At 40.1% G+C, this 17,013-nt stretch carries 15 protein-coding genes; 4 read left to right on the forward strand and 11 right to left on the reverse strand.

Annotated features, from left to right (window positions below; genetic code table 11):
- The first annotated feature begins 376 nt into the window (after nucleotides 1-376).
- Nucleotides 377-574 carry a hypothetical protein gene (locus tag QE422_RS05980; RefSeq protein WP_307455906.1) on the forward strand — a complete coding sequence of 66 codons (198 nt, stop codon included), beginning with the start codon at nucleotides 377-379 and terminating at the stop codon, nucleotides 572-574.
- A 445-nt stretch (nucleotides 575-1,019) separates the two neighbouring features.
- On the opposite strand, the gene nadA is transcribed toward QE422_RS05980, so the two are convergent.
- The 3 genes from nadA to QE422_RS05995 all read right to left on the reverse strand — a co-directional run bounded on the left by nadA (nucleotide 1,020) and on the right by QE422_RS05995 (nucleotide 3,647).
- Nucleotides 1,020-2,039: a quinolinate synthase NadA gene (gene nadA, locus QE422_RS05985; protein ID WP_307455908.1), complete on the reverse strand. Its 1,020-nt coding sequence runs from the start codon at nucleotides 2,037-2,039 to the stop codon at nucleotides 1,020-1,022.
- A 97-nt stretch (nucleotides 2,040-2,136) separates the two neighbouring features.
- Entirely contained in the window at nucleotides 2,137-2,703 is a 567-nt protein-coding gene (gmk, locus tag QE422_RS05990; RefSeq protein WP_307455910.1) for a guanylate kinase, read from the reverse strand.
- Between the two features lie 86 nt (nucleotides 2,704-2,789).
- Nucleotides 2,790-3,647: a YicC family protein gene (locus QE422_RS05995; protein WP_307455912.1), complete on the reverse strand. Its 858-nt coding sequence runs from the start codon at nucleotides 3,645-3,647 to the stop codon at nucleotides 2,790-2,792.
- A gap of 242 nt (nucleotides 3,648-3,889) precedes the next feature.
- Between QE422_RS05995 and miaA the strand changes: the two genes are divergently transcribed.
- A complete protein-coding gene (gene miaA, locus QE422_RS06000; RefSeq protein WP_307455914.1) occupies nucleotides 3,890-4,810 on the forward strand; it encodes a tRNA (adenosine(37)-N6)-dimethylallyltransferase MiaA in 921 nt (306 codons plus the stop codon).
- A gap of 254 nt (nucleotides 4,811-5,064) precedes the next feature.
- Here miaA and QE422_RS06005 read toward each other — a convergent pair whose 3' ends face one another.
- From QE422_RS06005 to QE422_RS06020, 4 genes are all read right to left on the reverse strand, one after another.
- On the reverse strand, nucleotides 5,065-6,477 hold the full coding sequence (locus QE422_RS06005; RefSeq protein ID WP_307455916.1) for an efflux transporter outer membrane subunit: 1,413 nt from the start codon (nucleotides 6,475-6,477) through the stop codon (nucleotides 5,065-5,067).
- Between the two features lie 262 nt (nucleotides 6,478-6,739).
- Nucleotides 6,740-9,922, reverse strand: a complete 3,183-nt coding sequence (locus QE422_RS06010; protein ID WP_307455918.1) for an efflux RND transporter permease subunit — start codon at nucleotides 9,920-9,922, stop codon at nucleotides 6,740-6,742.
- A gap of 124 nt (nucleotides 9,923-10,046) precedes the next feature.
- Nucleotides 10,047-11,207, reverse strand: coding sequence for an efflux RND transporter periplasmic adaptor subunit (locus QE422_RS06015; protein ID WP_307455920.1), 1,161 nt, complete (start codon nucleotides 11,205-11,207; stop codon nucleotides 10,047-10,049).
- Between the two features lie 314 nt (nucleotides 11,208-11,521).
- A complete protein-coding gene (locus QE422_RS06020; RefSeq protein ID WP_307455922.1) occupies nucleotides 11,522-12,118 on the reverse strand; it encodes a TetR/AcrR family transcriptional regulator in 597 nt (198 codons plus the stop codon).
- Nucleotides 12,119-12,524: 406 nt separating this feature from the next.
- Between QE422_RS06020 and QE422_RS06025 the strand changes: the two genes are divergently transcribed.
- Entirely contained in the window at nucleotides 12,525-13,079 is a 555-nt protein-coding gene (locus QE422_RS06025; protein ID WP_294297885.1) for a thioredoxin family protein, read from the forward strand.
- A gap of 202 nt (nucleotides 13,080-13,281) precedes the next feature.
- Here the strand turns inward: QE422_RS06025 and QE422_RS06030 are convergent, their stop codons facing one another.
- Together QE422_RS06030 and QE422_RS06035 are read right to left on the reverse strand one after the other, a co-directional pair.
- Nucleotides 13,282-14,190: a COG2958 family protein gene (locus QE422_RS06030; RefSeq protein ID WP_307455924.1), complete on the reverse strand. Its 909-nt coding sequence runs from the start codon at nucleotides 14,188-14,190 to the stop codon at nucleotides 13,282-13,284.
- Nucleotides 14,191-14,240: 50 nt separating this feature from the next.
- Nucleotides 14,241-14,879, reverse strand: a complete 639-nt coding sequence (locus QE422_RS06035) for an MBL fold metallo-hydrolase (RefSeq protein WP_307455926.1) — start codon at nucleotides 14,877-14,879, stop codon at nucleotides 14,241-14,243.
- 129 nt (nucleotides 14,880-15,008) lie between these two features.
- Between QE422_RS06035 and QE422_RS06040 the strand changes: the two genes are divergently transcribed.
- Nucleotides 15,009-16,220, forward strand: a complete 1,212-nt coding sequence (locus tag QE422_RS06040) for a type IX secretion system plug protein domain-containing protein (RefSeq protein WP_307455928.1) — start codon at nucleotides 15,009-15,011, stop codon at nucleotides 16,218-16,220.
- A 135-nt stretch (nucleotides 16,221-16,355) separates the two neighbouring features.
- On the opposite strand, the gene QE422_RS06045 is transcribed toward QE422_RS06040, so the two are convergent.
- Together QE422_RS06045 and QE422_RS06050 are read right to left on the reverse strand one after the other, a co-directional pair.
- Entirely contained in the window at nucleotides 16,356-16,610 is a 255-nt protein-coding gene (locus QE422_RS06045; protein WP_307455930.1) for a hypothetical protein, read from the reverse strand.
- Nucleotide 16,611: 1 nt separating this feature from the next.
- Nucleotides 16,612-16,842 carry a hypothetical protein gene (locus QE422_RS06050; RefSeq protein WP_307455931.1) on the reverse strand — a complete coding sequence of 77 codons (231 nt, stop codon included), beginning with the start codon at nucleotides 16,840-16,842 and terminating at the stop codon, nucleotides 16,612-16,614.
- Nucleotides 16,843-17,013: the final 171 nt, after the last annotated feature.

Below are 17,013 nucleotides of genomic sequence, written 5' to 3' on the forward strand. Positions count from 1 at the left end.
CTGTGAATAATATGTGAAAATCGACCCCGTTATGGGGTAATAGTAGTCGTTGTTGTAATAATAGAAACAAAAGAAACCTCCGAAATTGAAAAATTTCGAGCTGAAAGATCAGATATGTTTCTTAAAAAATTCATCGTAACTGAAACAAATGTACTAATTATCTTTAGAAAAGCAAGAGAATTTTAGATTATTTGCATCTTTTTAAAACTAAATTTCAATGATCATGATTTCAGTATATCCAGTCAGGCCGGTATCTTACTCAAAGAAATATTGTACCAGATATAATTTTTCACATCAATAAGAAATATTTTCAGTCAAGTGTAGAAATTATGTGAAAAAATACTATATTTAAAACATCAAATAAAAATTATCACCTATGAAAAACCTGAAAAAATTAACAAGAAAGGATCTTTATCAAATTAATGGAGCCCTCAACTGCACCGGATGTCCGACAGGAGGATATGGTCCAGGAGGAGCATCCAACGGTTATAATTATTCCTGTGAAGATTATAATGTGTTGCCAAGCCGGTGTAAGTCGTGTGTATTGGTAAGTTCCGAATGCTTTAATTCTTAATGATTTATAAACTTTTTAAACTAAAAAAATATGAAAAATCTAAAAAAACTAAACAGAAGGGATCTAAGCACAATAAAGGGAAGTGCTGGAGATGAATGTTCTACAGATTTAGACTGTGCACCGGCCGGATGTGCAGCATGTACCGACTTCAAAGGGCGCAAAGTATGCTTATATTTTTATAAGCCTCTGGAATGTCCGGGTAATCCTTCATAACACACATTCGTATGAAAAAATTAACCAGATCAGCATTGAAGTCCATTAAAGGTTCCTTAAACTGTGCAGGATGTCCTGTCAATAATAATTACGGAACAGGACCCGAATATTCCAACACCTGTGCCCAGTACTTTGCACTTTCTCAAGATTGTCAGAGGTGCGTAGATGCAAGCGCGGATTGTTATGAACAATAACTGAAAATAAAAAAGCACTGTCTAAACAGTGCTTTTATTTATTTTATACTTTTCGAAAGATCAAGCATAGCTTCAATCGGCTTTAATGCTTTCAATCTCAATTCTTCATCCATCAGAATTTCTGGAAGCTCATATTTCATGCACAGATACAATTTTTCCATTGTATTTCTTTTCATATAGAAACATTCGGAGCAGTTACAGGTCTCATCAAAAACCAATGCAGGAATCAGTTCTTTATGGGGAGCACGCTTTTTCATTTCGTGCAGGATGCCCTCTTCCGTAGCGATGATGAATTTCTGGCAGTCGTCCTGTTCCACAAAATTCAGCAGGGCAGAAGTGGAGCCAATGAAATGAGCCAGCTTCAGAACCGCTTCTTCACTTTCCGGGTGGGCAATTAATTTGGCATCCGGGTTATCGGCCAGCTGTTTGGCAATTCTTTCCATGGAAAATGCTTCGTGGACGATGCAGCTTCCGTCCCAAAGGATCATGTCACGTCCCGTTTTCTGAGAAAGGTATCTTCCCAGGTTTTTATCCGGAGCGAAGATAATCGGCCGGTCTTTCGGCAGTGCTTCGATTACGGTTTCCGCATTGGAGCTGGTAACGATAATATCACTTTCCGCCTTTGTTTCCGCATTGCAGTTGATGTAAGTGGCAACCAAAGCATTCGGGTGCTGCTTGCGCATTTTTCTTAATCCTTCTCCCGAACATCCGTCTGCCAAAGAGCATCCCGCCATTGTATCAGGAAGAACAACTTTTTTGGTCGGATTCAAAATTTTTGCCGCTTCGGCCATAAAATGAACCCCGCAGAATACAATCATATCGGCATCGGTATCTTTCGCCTGTCTTGCCAGCTGAAGAGAATCCCCAAGGAAATCGGCAATATCCTGGATTTCTCCGGGTTGATAATAGTGCGCTAAAATTACCGCATTTTTTTCCTCTTTCAGTTTGAGAATTGCTTTTACCAATTCCTCGCCTTCAGGAATAATCAGGTCTTTGATATCTAAAAATCCCCTTACCGGAATCGCAGATTTAGCTTTTTCTAATGTTTCGGTACTCATGTCCACCTCAATGTTTTTGAATCAGAAATTAAACTCGGGTAAAAACCGGGAATAAAGGTACAATCTTTAGGTTCCCAAATCCGTCCTGTAATCCGGTTTAATTTTCGATAAAATGTTGTATTAAACTTTCTATTTCTTTTTTTGCTTCGTTTAAATCGGAATTAATCACGATCTTATCAAATTCTCCGGCATAAGACATTTCTTCTTCTGCCTTGGCAACACGGACTATGATAGTTTCCGCATCGTCTGTTCCTCTGGAGATCAATCTCCGTTCCAGTTCTTCAATGGAAGGCGGTTCGATAAAAATAGATAACGCCTGCGATCCAAAATATTTTTTTAAAGAAATCCCGCCTTTTACGTCTACGTCAAAGATTACTACCTTTCCCTGGCTCCAGATCTTTTCGACTTCGGATTTCAGGGTGCCGTAATATTTATCGGTATATACTTCTTCGAATTCCACAAAGGCGTCTTCTGCAATTTTCTGTCGGAATTCTTCCGGTGTTAAAAAGTGATAATCCACCGCATGGATTTCACTGCCCCTCGGTGCTCTTGTCGTGCATGAAATGGAAAACTGCAGCTGGCCGAAAACTTCCAGCGCGTGTTTTACCAATGTTGTTTTTCCGCTGCCCGACGGCGCCGAGAATATGATAACTTTACTGTTCAATGTTTTTAGTTTAGGGTTTAAAGTTAAATTCGTAGCATCTATTTTCAAAGTCTGTTAACCTTGAATTTTAAACATTAAACCTTAAATTAAAGTACATTTAAGGTCTGCTCCTTAATTTTTTCCAGATCGTCCTTCATCATCACCACTAATTTTTGAATGGCGGCGTGATTGGCTTTGGAACCCAATGTATTGATTTCACGACCGATTTCCTGAGAGATAAAGCCTAGTTTCTTCCCGTTGAAATCTTCATTGTCCATTACTTCCTTATAATATTTCAGGTGCTGGGCAAGCCTTACTTTTTCTTCTGAAATATCCAGTTTTTCTGTGAAGTAAGCCATTTCCTGGTAAAAACGGGTTTCATCTACGTTTTCGAATTCTTTCAGTGATTTTTGGTAACGCTCTTTTACGGCAACAATTCTTTCCTCTTCGAAAGGAACCACTTCTGCGAGGTTTTTTTCAATATTCTGAAGATTCCTTCCCAGTTCTTCGTGCAGGATATTTCCTTCCGTCTTTCTGAATTCTTCAAAACGGTCGATGGCTGCATGTACGATTTTAGCCAATGCTTCCCATTCTCCTTCAGACAGTTCATCGGGTCTCGAAGTGATGGCATCCGGCAGACGTACCGCCATTTTCAGGTATTCGAAATCAGGGCCGTCAGAGGCAATATTCTTAAGTTCATTGATGTAAGAGTCAATAAGGCTTTTATTAATCTTCACATCAGTCGATTCTTCCAGATTTTCCAGGTTGAGGTAGCAGTCTACTTTTCCACGGATAATACGGTCGTTAAGAATTTTTCGGATCTCGAATTCTTTCTCTTTATACCTCAAAGGAATTTTGATGTTTAAATCAAAACTTTTGCTGTTCAGCGATTTAATATCGATCGTGATCTTTTTCCCTTCAAAAACACCTTCGGCTCTACCAAAGCCGGTCATTGATAAAATCATAGTTTTTTATTGTCCTGCAAAGATAAACATTTAACTCTATAGTGTGTTAACCGAATAACTAAAGTCAGTGCCTGAAATAAGGGTAGTTGGCTTAAAGCTTTCCAATAGTAACCGATCTTACCTTTAATGATTTGAACTCATGAAAAGTCTACGTATCATTTGATCAACTTTAAATATCTAGGGAAAATCATTTGCTCCATTTACAGCAAATTAAAGTAAACGCATTTTTGTAAATTTGCCTTGTGAAAAAGAAAAATTTAATTTCTGTTGTAGGCCCCACGGGAATTGGGAAAACACGGTTGGCTATTGATCTGGCAAAATATTTCAGCACGGAAATCGTGTCCTGCGACTCGCGGCAGTTTTTCAGGGAAATGAAAATAGGAACCGCTTCTCCGTCGGCGGAAGAACTGGCAGAGGCACCCCATCATTTCATCGGTAATCTTTCGGTGAAAGATTATTATTCCATCGGGCAATATGAAGAAGATGCCTTAAAAAAGCTCAACGGACTTTTTGAAAATCACGACACCGTAATTCTGGTGGGCGGAAGCATGATGTATGAAAAAGCGGTGATCGAAGGACTGAACGACCTGCCGGAAGCCGATGAAGAAAACCAAAAAAAATTACAGGAAATTTTTGAAAACGGAGGGATTGAAAAACTTCAGGAGCTGTTAAAGGAACTCGATCCGGAATATTTCGCCGTCGTAGACTTTCACAACCACAGAAGACTGCTGCGGGCCATCGATGTAATCTGGCAGACCAATCAGAAATATTCAGAATTAATTGCTGTTTCACAGGATTCGCGGGATTTTAATACCCTACGAATCGGCATTGAAGCGCCGAGGGAAGATCTGTATGAAAGGATCAACAGAAGGGTAGACCTGATGATGGAAAAAGGGCTGCTTGAGGAAGCCAGAAGCCTGGAATCTTTCAGGCACCTGACCGCGTTAAACACCGTTGGATACTCAGAATTATTCAGATATTTTGATGGTGAATGGGATCTTGATTTTGCAGTTTCCGAAATCAAGAAGAACAGCCGGAGATACGCCAAGCGACAGTTAACCTGGTACCGGAAAGCGGATGACATTCACTATATGCCGTTGGGATATACGCAGGAGGATTTTGATCGGCTGATCGGATACATTGTTGAACAGATTCAGAAATAATTTTTAACCATGAAGTTTTTTATTAAGAAGTTAAGAATTATTAAGATAAGCTTCGCTTTCAGTTTTGATAGACCGCTTATGAATCGATCAGGTTCTTAATATAAATTATTTGATTAAATAAAGTTGAACTTACTTTAGCATTATGCTGAGTGAAAATTTTTCATAATGGTTCAGATAAATTTATGTAATGGTATTGGGCAAAATAAAAATGCAGCCCCGAAAGGCCGCATTTAAAACAAATATAATTTAATTTACTACTTCCAACCACCTCCTAACGCCCGGTACAGATCCACAATGCTGCTTAGCCTTTGTCTTTTGACGGACGCCAGATTCAGCTCAGCCTGCAGAGAATTTCCCTGGGCGGTTATCACTTCTAAATAATTTGCCATTCCGCCTTTGTACAGCATCTCGGCGCTTTTGATCCCGTTTTTTAACGTAGTTACCTGTTCGGCAGCTTTCTGTTCCTGAACCTTTAAACTTTCGTTGGAAACCAGGGCATCTGAAACTTCACCGACTGCATTTAAAACAGACTGGCGGAAGGCCAATACATTTCTTTCCCTCTGGATTTTAGCGACATTCAGATCCGTTTTCAGCTGTCTTTTCTGAAAAATAGGCTGGGTCAAACCTCCCAATACCGATCCGAACAACGATGCCGGAATCTGGAACCAGTTGTCGATCTTAAAAGAATTTACGCCACCATTAGCCGTAATCCGCAGTGCAGGGTACATACTTGCCTGGGCGATACCCACCCGTGCATTGGATTCCAGCAGCACCAATTCCTGCTGGCGAACATCCGGACGGCGGCTTACCATCGCTGCCGGAAGTCCTGCTGAAAGATCCTGGGGCAGGGAAGTCTCGGACATTTCGATCGTCCTGCTGATCTTACCGGGATTTTCACCGACCAGAATACTTAAAGCATTTTCCTGAACCGCGATATTCTGTTCCAGCTGGGTAATCAGAAGCTCGGTAGACTGCTTTTGAGCCGTTGCCTGCTGCACACCGAGCGACGTCGTATCTCCGCTCTGCCACATCTTTTCTGTAATGGCGAGGGTATTTGTGCTTAATTCTAAATTCGACTTGGCGATCTGCAACTGTTTGTCCAGCATCAGCAGATTGTAATAGCCTTGTGCAATTGCTGCAACAACCTGGGTTTGGATAGCTTTTGTGGCTTCATAAGTTTGCAGGTACTGCATTCTTGAAACTTCCTGCTGATTTTTAATTTTCCCCCAGATATCCGCTTCCCACGATAAATTAAATGCGGCGTTGTAATCTTCCACATGATTCTGGCCTAAAAACAAATTTAAGCTCTGCCCGTTCATGCTGTTTTTGGAAGGTTTTGAAATCTGTGCGGAAACGCCGAAACCGATGTCAGGATATTGAAGATATTTTGCCTGCTTCAGCTTTTCCTGGGATGCGGCAACCTGCTTCAGCGCAATCTGCAGGTCGTAATTGTTGTTAATTCCTTTTTCGATCAGGCTTTGTAAAATAGGATCGCTGAAAAACTGCTTCCATTCCAGATTGGCTACACTTGCCGTATCGGCAGTGGCGGTATACCGGAATGTTTCAGGAAGCTCCGGATCAGGTTCCGTGAATGCCAGTTTGGACACACACGAAACCGAACCTAAAGCCAAAATGAATGTTAGAAAAATATTTTTTACTCTTTTCATAGTTTTAAAATTTTAGTTGAACACCAACTTTGAGGGTTTATCTGCGCAGGCTGTCTTTAGTAGAAGAATGGCTTGCTTTATATATAGGTTTATAGTTTATGGTATTGATCGGTGCTATTTAATTTTAATCATTAAGAAAAAACTGATTGATTTTTAAGTATTAAACTAAAACGAAGCTCATCTTAATAACTTTTATCTTCTTAATCAGCACCTTAATGATTTAATTAAATGTAAACCGCTCAAAGATTGGTATTCATTTTAATTAATGCGTAGTTGCTAAAAGTTCTGCTTCCAGTTTCTGTCTCTGGATCCTTTTCTTTTTTCTGCTCGGCATTTTTTCGTGCAGGTACTGGAAGATCACAAACATCACCGGGATGATAAAGATTCCGAATACAACTCCCGTCAGCATTCCTCCCACCGTACTGAATCCGATGGAATGATTCCCTTTCGCAGAAGCACCCTGGGTGAAAACAAGCGGCAGCATTCCGACAATAAAGGCGAACGAGGTCATTAGAATAGGACGTAAACGCAGTCTCGATGCCTGAAGCGCAGATTCCAGCAACGTTCTTCCTGCATTTCTCCGCTGTACGGCAAATTCTACGATCAGGATCGCGTTTTTGGCCAACAATCCGACCAACATAATGAGGCCGACCTGAACATAAATATTATTATCAATTCCCGCCAGTCCCGTAAAGGCAAATACCCCGAAAATCCCTGTAGGAATGGTTAGGATAACCGCAAACGGAAGAATATAGCTTTCATATTGTGCGGCCAACAGGAAGTAGACGAACAGGATGCTCAGCATAAAGATGAAGGCAGTCTGTCCGCTGGTTTTAATCTCTTCCCGGGTAATTCCCGTCCATTCGTAGCCATAGCCTCTCGGCAGTGATTTCTGGGCAACTTCTTCTACCGCTTTGATCGCATCTCCGGTACTGTATCCTGGTTTCGGCGTTCCGTTAATAGTAACCGCGTTGAAGAGGTTGTTTCTGGTAACCGTTTCAGGTCCGAAAGCTCTTTTTAAAGTCACCAGCGTTTTTACGGGAACCATTTCGCCCGATTTGTTTTTAACGTAAATTCCTTCGAGAGAATTGGCATCGGTACGGTAAGGGATATCGGCCTGTGCCATCACCCGGTAGTATTTTCCGAACCGGTTGAAATCCGATACGAAGCTGCTTCCGTAATAGATCTGCATCGTCTGCATCAGTTCGGTAATGGAAACGCCTAACTGATTTGCCTTGTCATTATCAACTTCAATGGTAAACTGGGGATTTCCCGCGGCATACGTGGTAAAAGCAAAAGCGATTTCCGGGCGTTTCATTAACTCCCCGATAAAGGCCTGGGTCGTGGTTCCCAACTGTTCCAGCGAGCCGTTGGTCTTATCCTGGAGCATAAACTCAAAACCGGAAACATTCCCGAATCCCTGAACCGTAGGGAAGTTGAAAAAGAAAGCACTTGCATCTTTCACCTGGGAAACTTTACCGGTCAGCCCTGCTGCAATCTGATCCGGATCGGTAACTTCACCACGCTGGTCGTGATCTTTCAGCTTTATAAATCCGGCAGAATACGGAGACGCATTGGCATTGCTGATGAAATTCAAACCGTCGGAAACCCACAGGTGGTTCTTTGCCTTTTCCCCGTTGATGATCTTGTCGATCTCTTCGGTAGCACGGTGCGTTCGGTCCAGTGAACTTCCGGGAGGCGTGTTTACGGCATATAAAATAAACCCCTGGTCTTCGGTAGGAATAAATCCTGACGGTGCTTTTCTGATAAGGAAAACACTTGCGGCAGTAAGAAGAACCAGTCCGCCGACAGCCACCCATTTGTTTTTAATTAAAAATTTAAGGCTGTAAATATATTTTTTGGTCAGGTTATTAAAGCTCGTATTAAAAGCATTAAAAAATCTTGCTCCGAAACCTGTCTTTTTACCGTGTTCCCCATGATCGGCCTGAGGATCATTCAAAAGCAGCGCACATAAAGCCGGGCTTAACGTTAGGGCATTGATTGCTGAAATCAGGATCGCAATGGCCAGGGTAAAGGCAAACTGTCTGTAAAATACCCCTGCAGGGCCCTGCATAAAGCCTACCGGAATAAATACGGCACACATTACCAGGGTAATGGAAATAATGGCTCCGGAAATTTCACTCATCGAATTCATCGTTGCGTGTTCTACCGGCATTCCGGTGTGTTCCATTTTGGAGTGAACGGCTTCTACTACCACAATGGCGTCATCTACCACAATACCGATGGCAAGAACCAAAGCAAACAGCGTAAGCATATTAATGCTGAACCCGAATAAATTCAGGAAAAAGAAGGTCCCGATAATGGCAACCGGAACAGCGATGGCCGGAATCAGCGTCGATCTGAAATCCTGAAGGAAAATATACACCACAATGAATACGAGGATAAAGGCAATCACTAACGTTTCTACTACCTGATGAATGGAAGCATCCAGGAAATCTTTGGAGTTGTACATAATAATCGGCTCAACACCCTGGGGAAGGGTTGTTTTGAACTGATCGACCTGTTTCTCAATTTCCGTTAAGATCTCATTGGCGTTGGAACCGGCAGTCTGCATAATGGCAAATCCGGCTACCGGTTTCCCGTCAACCCTGTTGGCTGCGGTATAAGTATAAGATCCGAATTCTACCCGCGCCACATCCTTCAGCCGGAGGAAAGAGCCGTCGCTGTTGGCTTTGATGGCAATGTTTTCGTAGTCTTCATTTTTATTCAATTTCCCTTTGTATTTCAGGATATACTCGTAAGTCTCCTTGCTTCCCTGTCCGAGACGTCCAGGAGCTGCTTCCAGGTTATGGTCTTTTACTGCATTCAGCACTTCCTGCGGAGAAAGATTATTGGCTGCCAAACGGTCCGGCTTCAGCCAGAGACGCATCGAATAATCCCTTGTTCCGAAAACCTGTGCCTGAGCGACACCCGGAATACGCTGGATCTGTGGGATAATGTTGATTTTTAAATAATTCTGAAGAAAAAGCTCATCATATTCTTTGGAATTATTGCTGGTTAATCCCATAAACATAATCATACTGTTCTGTACTTTCTGAGTGGAGATTCCCGCCTGCACCACTTCCTGTGGAAGCTGGCTCATCGCTTTGGATACCCGGTTCTGAACGTTTACGGCAGCATTATCCGGATCGGAGCCCTGCTTAAAGAAAACACTCAGCGTCATGGTACCGTCGTTACTCGAGTTGGAAGTCATGTAGGTCATATTTTCCACACCGTTTACGGCTTCTTCAATAGGAGTGGCTACCGAACGGGCGACCACTTCCGCATTCGCCCCCGGATAAAAGGCAGTTACCTGAACACTCGGCGGCGCAATATCCGGAAAGAGGGCAATAGGTAAATTAAAGAGCGATAAAGCGCCCAGTAATAAGAGGATGATGGAAATGACCGTTGAAAGCACCGGCCTTTCTATAAATTGTTTTAACATAAGAAGTTTATTTTTTAATGTTGTTTAAATAATGTTCTTACCACCCAAGGCACAACAGTATTATGATAAACTCAGAATAAAAGCTGTTGTTTTTAACCTTTTGCGGTTAAAGAAATTTAAACGGTTATAAAGGTTTTGCTCTCAGCAAGCTGTCGGAAGAAATCGCTTTCGGCTTGATGGAAACTCCGTCTTTCAGGGTGCCAAGTCCTGTAAATACGATATGATCGCCGGCAGAAAGTCCTTCGGAGATAAAGTAGTAGCTGTCTGTTTTACCTGAAATTTTCACGGGTTTTCCTGTTACTTTTTTATCCTTTCCAACGACATACACATAGGTTTTATCCTGGATTTCATACGTTGATTCCTGTGGAATGACCAGCGTTTTGTTAAATAACTGCGGCATTCTTACCCTTCCGGTATTTCCGGTTCTTAAAATTCCTCCGGCATTCGGGAATACGGCGCGGACACTAATGGCTCCGGTCGTTTTATCGAACTGTCCGTCAACGATGCTCATCTTTCCTTTTTCAGGATAAATGGTGTTGTCTGCAATAACCAGTTCCACCATCGGCATATTTTTCAGTTTTTCATTTAAAGTGGCGCCGGGATATTTCTTCTGGAAGGCGATAAAATCCAGTTCACTTAATGAAAAATACGCATAGATTTCGCTGATATCCGATAATAGCGTCAATGGACTAGGGTCGGTTCTGGAAATAAGGCTTCCTTTTTTGTATGGGATCCTTCCGATATAACCGCTTACCGGAGCGGTAATGGTCGTAAATCCTACATTAATCCGTGCGCTTCCCACGGATGCCTTAGCCTGTGAAGCGGCGGCTACGGCAGCAGCATAATTTGCTTTGGCTGTTCTCAATTGGACATCAGAAACTACTTTTGCAGCAACCAGAGGCTCCAACCGGTCAACTTCTACTTTAGCCTTCTGGATATTCGCATTGGCTGCCTGAAGATTGGCGGATGCCATATTCATCTGCTCGCCGTAGCTTCTTGAATCGATTTTAAATAAAGGCTGTCCCGCTCGCACATAAGCGCCTTCTTCCACATAGATCCTGTCTAAATATCCATCTACCTGAGATCTGATTTCTACATTGTTTTTTCCTTCCAGGGCTGTCGGGAATTCCTGATAGACGGTCGCAGGAGAAGAGATTACCGTATAAACGGGAAGTTCGGGAGCAGGAGGAGCCGCACTGGAACTTTCTGCCGCCTGGGTACAGTTTTGTAGAAGGATAATACTGGCCATCAGTACAATAATCCTTGTTTTTGCGAATATTTTCATGTTGAGTTTAAATTTTTAATGAAATGTTAGATTTAATAATGATGTTTCTTAATGTAAATTCTGTTATATTTTCTAACGGTGTTAATAGTTGATTAAAAAATATAAAGAATTGGTATAGGCAATTTCAGATAGCTGTTTTCATAAGCGAATAAATTTAAGGTTGTTTGAAATAGGGCTTGGATAGGTGTACGATGTGTTATTTTTACTAACGGTGTTAAGTAACAAGCTGAAATTTTAATACATTTTTCTAATTTTTAGTAAAATAATTGAGTGTTAATAATCCTAACGGTGTTAATTTTAAGTTCAAAAAAAATTTACAAAGACTTAATAAAAGCCGAAACGGTTTCGTCCAGGGTCGTTTTATTCATGGTGGAAGGGATATCGTCATTACGCATCATCATAATGGAAATCAGCCCGTGTACTGCTGAAAACAAGGCATGAGACGAGTGGCAGGCATTATCAGGATTTGAACCTTTCTTCTTAATAATTTCCAGAGTTCCTTCATAAAGCATATCCTGGAATGAGGAAAATTCCTGTTTCATCATTCCTTTTCCGCTGCATTGCATTCCCAGCCCAAACATCAGCTGGTAATATTCTTTGTTCTTGAAAGCAAACTTCCAGTAAGCATCTACAATTGCCTTCAGTTTGTCTTCAGGAGTATCGTGAGCCTGCTGAGCTTTCAGAAGTTCGATGTGCAGACAATGAAAACCGTTTAATGAAATTTCGTAGAGGATAGCTTCCTTGTTTTCGAAATGATCATAGACTACCGGTGCGCTGTATTCAATGGCATCGGCGATCTTTCTCATGGAAAGTGAAGCCCACCCCTCGGTTTTAGCCAGAGAAAATGCCGCATCCAGAATACTGGTACGTATATTTTCTTTTTCTCTCTGACGGCGTTCATGTAAACCCATGATTTTTTATTTCTAACAGTGTTAGCAAAACTACAAACTTTTGGATATAAGTTCCAAATAAAATTTAAAGTTTAACTTTTAAATGAGCTGGAAGCTGGAAGAATGGATGCTGGGAGTTTTGTTAGTCATTAGTTTTTAAGCGGTTATAGAAATTAATTGAACATTTGCGGTTATATTTGATGTGAACTCAATCGTATCAATTTATTTTCAGTGGGTTAGTAGGACGAAAGCTTAGCAGCCAGATTGATGGGGGCAGGATTCTAAACAGATTTCCTACTAATAGTGATCAAACAATTATATATAACTTTTTGTAATGTTGCCGAATAAACTTCCAGCATTCAGCTTCCATCTTCCCTAGCCATATAACCAAAGAAATTTTTATCTTTGTGGTTAAATAGAAAAAGTTATGAACACGCCTTCAAATATGATCGATCTTGGTACAAAAGCACCGTTTTTTGAACTGCCAAACCCGTCTAAAAGCAACGAAATTCAGTCACTGGATGATCTGAAAGGAGAAAAGGGGACTTTGGTCATCTTTATGTGCAACCATTGCCCGTTTGTACTTCATGTTATTGATAAGCTTAACGAGCTTTATGAAGATTACAATGAAAGGGGAATTGAATTTATCGCGATCAATGCTAACGACGTAGAAAAGTATCCGGCAGACGCTCCGGAAAAGATGATTGAATTCCAGATTGAAAGAAACTTCGATTTTCCTTATCTGTATGATGAGAGCCAGGCCATCGCGAAAGCATATGACGCTGCCTGCACACCCGATTTCTTTTTCTTTGATGAAAAACTGGATCTGATCTACCGAGGACAGATGGATGATTCAAGACCCGGAAACCATAAGGAAGTAACCGGTGAGGACCTCATCATTGCTTTTGAAAATCTTTTACTGGGCGAACCGCAGGAAGAGATTCAGAAGCCGAGCATGGGATGTAATATCAAGTGGAAATAGTTCATGGTTATTAATGGATGGTTGTTGGTTTTTCGTCTGATGGACTTGCAATTTTAAAATATAAAAGCTGTTCTTTGCGGAGAACAGCTTTCTTTTTTTTCTTTATTCCGTTCTAAATAAGTTTTACTGTTAGTAAACGATTAGAGATATTAATGAGGCAGGTTAATTATTAAGATAAGGTGGTTTTTGCAATATTATAATTTTATTTTGATTTCAAATTTTCGATTTTATCTACAAAATCATACTCTTTTTTATGGATTTTTTTACTAGTCAAATCTATCTTTACAGTCTCAATAAAATCCTTAAAATCACTATTCATTGCTAATTTATTAATTGTTTCAAAATCTAAATCTTGTTTATATTTAGCAGGGATTACAATTTCTGATGAATCAGGATCATCAATATTTAGTTCAATTATGCCTATCCCAAATGATGTTGATAGTCTTGATAATTCTTCCATGAAATCATCATTTTCAGAAATTCTTGATGCCACTAAATAAGACTCATTCGCCCAAGAGGAATTAGAAACACATTGAAAAAAACTTTCACGTAAATTGGAAAATGATAATTCACGTTTAAGTTCGAAGGAGTAAATTACAATTCCTCTTACTCCAATTGAATTACTAAAATCATATACTTCTTTTTTCCAGTCTTCCATTCTAAAATAGCAGCCAACCATATCTGGATGTATCCATTCTCCAAATTCTTTTTTGCTTGAAATATTATGATTAATTGTCTTTGTATAACAATTTAAATGATAGTAGGCGAAATAGGAAAGATATCTATGTAAGTCTTTTTCTAAATATTCAAATTTTTTCTTTTTATTTACTATTATATCTTCAGGAAGTGTAGTGTCTTCTAAATCTATCTGGCTTGCCATTGATTTTAGATAAAACTTTTTTGGTCTCGAATCTGTTTTTGCAAAAATTGACTTTGAATCATCTTTTGAACTAACATATATTTGAGCTCCTAAAGTAGCCCAAGGTGTTTTTCCCTGTGAATTTAATTGTTTTTCATAACCTTTTTTAGTTGCTATATTCCATATTTCAATTGCTGTTAAAGGTTTCTTTTCTTCAATAAGAATTCTTTCTGCTAATTCTAAAAATGTCATTCTCGTAAAATTTTCGTTTATGGTTATATAATTTAGGTTTTAGAATCTCATTATCTTAAAAACGGGTTGTACTGCTTCTCAAAACCAATCGTGGTTGGATTTCCGTGTCCGGATAACACCTGGGTATCGTCTTCAAGGATGAAAAGTTTTGTTTTAATGCTTTCGATCAGCTGTTCATAGTTTCCTTTGTAAAGATCGGTTCTGCCGATGCTGCCTTCAAATAAAACATCGCCCGAAATCATGAATTTCTGGTTTTCATTATGGTACACCACGCTTCCCGGAGAATGCCCCGGAACATGATAGATTTTAAATTTTTCTCCGTCAAAATCCAGTTCGTCCCCCTCGTTCACATAATTAATTTCAACATCAATATGTTCCAGCTCGATCCCGAAACGCATCCCGCTTACCTGAAACATATCCAGAACTTCTTTGTCTTCCCGGTGCATCGTTACAGGAACTTTATAAGTGTCGAAAGCCCATTGCAAACCCAGGATATGATCGATATGCGCATGGGTCAAAAGGATCTTATCGATGGTTAATTCTTTTTCTGCAATAAAATTTTCCAGGGCTTTTGTTTCCTGCCCATTCCGGTTTCCCGGATCAAAAAGCCATGCTTTTTTATTTTCATTATAAAGGACATAGGTGTTCTCGCTCGCAAAATTGAATACGAAACCTTGAATCTGAAGCATACGCTGAATGTTTTTTAATAACAACAAAGGTAGGTACAAAAGTGCTGGATTGAAAATTTTAATAAACTTTTAATGAATAAAAACCCCTTCGTTTTACGGGGTAAGCGATTTTTCTTTATCTTCGTCATAATGAAAACATTGCGACTCTTTTTACTTTCTTTAAGCGGACTGGTCTTCGGACAGAACATCCAGAGCATCCAGTTATTCAACCCTCAGACCAATGATGAAACCCCGGTTATTAATTTTGGACAACAGTTGGTTTTGAGCTTCGACGACCTTACCAATGCAAGTGAAATTTACCGGTATACGATCAAACATTACAACCGCAACTGGGAAGATGACAATCTGTTTTTTACGGAGATCGCCAACGGAAGCATGAACGGCCTCCTGGATAAATTTCAGTATTCTTTCAATACGCTGCAATCGTATACGCATTATACGCTGACGTTTCCGAATGATAAGATCCAGCCGAAGATCTCCGGAAATTTCGAACTGATTGTTTATAAAGATTCTGCAGATAAACCCCTGTTCAGAAAAAGGTTTTACCTGGTGGAAAACGGAGCTGCTCTTGCTGTTAATGTTTCCAGGTTTGCCGACGCAAGAAATCCTGAAGCCCAGCAAAGGGTAGAGGTGAAGGCGGTTTCTAAAGCCGGAGATCTATCCTCCAATGTGAATTCCATCACGTTGAATGTGATGCAGAACAACAATCCCAATGAAACGGTGAAAAATCTGAAAGCGAGTACCACCTTGGGAAACCAGCTGCTTTTTCAGCAGATGTCGCTTGTCTTCCCCGGGAATAATGAGTTTTATTACTTCGACAATAAAAATATGAACATGGCTGCGGACATGGTTCGTGCAGCCGAGCAGATCGACGGGGTAAACCAGACTTATCTTCATCCGGTTTGGGCTTTTCCCTTGAACTACCAGTATCAGCCGGATGTAAACGGGGCCTGGTATTACCGGAGAAATGATTTGGGCCGTGAAAGGGATGCTGCAAGAGAAGCAGACTATTCGTGGGTGCATTTCTCACTGGATTCTGAACCGGTAGATAAAGAAATTTATGTGCTGGGCGGCTTTAATAATTTCATACCCAGCAAAGAAAACCAGATGCAGTATGACGAAGCCGCAAAAAAATATGTTGCCAGAATTTATCTGAAGCAGGGCTTTTACAACTATATCTTAGCGACCAAAAACCCTGACGGAAGCCTGAATTTCGGTGAGATCAACGGGAATTTCTGGCAGACGGAAAACCTGTACCAGGCCTTTTTATATTATGCTCCGTTCGGAAGGAATTATGATGGGCTGATGGGATATGGAGAATTCAGGACGCCGGTGAGATAGCGGTGATCATAGGAATTGCTCTTCTAAACTATAGAGGTTTAAACACAATTTTACTTTCTTATCATTTTATGACATAAAAACCTCACAGGAATTTCCTGTGAGGTTTGTAATATAATAATAGTCTGGAATTAGTTTTTAAGATTTAAAAATTGCAGTAATCAGCAGATTCTCTTCATCCTCGAAGATGTAGTGAATATTTACCGGAAAATCCGGCATGGTACTCACAAATATTTCTTTATGTTTTGTATGGCCTTTTGTCTGAAGAATTCCGTCAATCGATTCTTTCAGGCCTTCCAGGAAATCGTTTCCTTTACTTTCTTTTTCCGCATTGAAAACCCGCATAAGCAGCCTTATGTCGTTTTTGGCAATGGACGAGAGCAATACTTTCATGCTAGGCACAATATTGTTTCAGTTCCGAAAGATTTTCGTAAAAATCCAGCTTGGTAGTAGGATTTTCGTTGTGAAACTGAATTCTGTATAAAATTTCATCAAGATGAAACTGGGAGATCGCCATCGGCTTTTTTTCTTCAAAGCTTTCCATCATTTGTGCAAAAGCTTCTAACATTTCAGGATTGAAATTTTCAATTTTGTTTTTCAGAATTTCGGCAGTTGCATTCATCATTTTTAAATTTTAAGGTTGACGATGTTGTTTTGATGGGGTAAAGGTAAGGAAAATATTTAAATTTTATAATTTTATTTAAAAATATTAGGGGTTAAATTAAATATTTTGTTTTTTTTATCGATTTGATGTTGTTTTTTATGGGGGTGTCTGTGTGAAATTGTATAAATAAAT

Source organism: Chryseobacterium sp. SORGH_AS_0447, from assembly GCF_030818695.1.
Classification (GTDB): Bacteria; Bacteroidota; Bacteroidia; order Flavobacteriales; family Weeksellaceae; genus Chryseobacterium.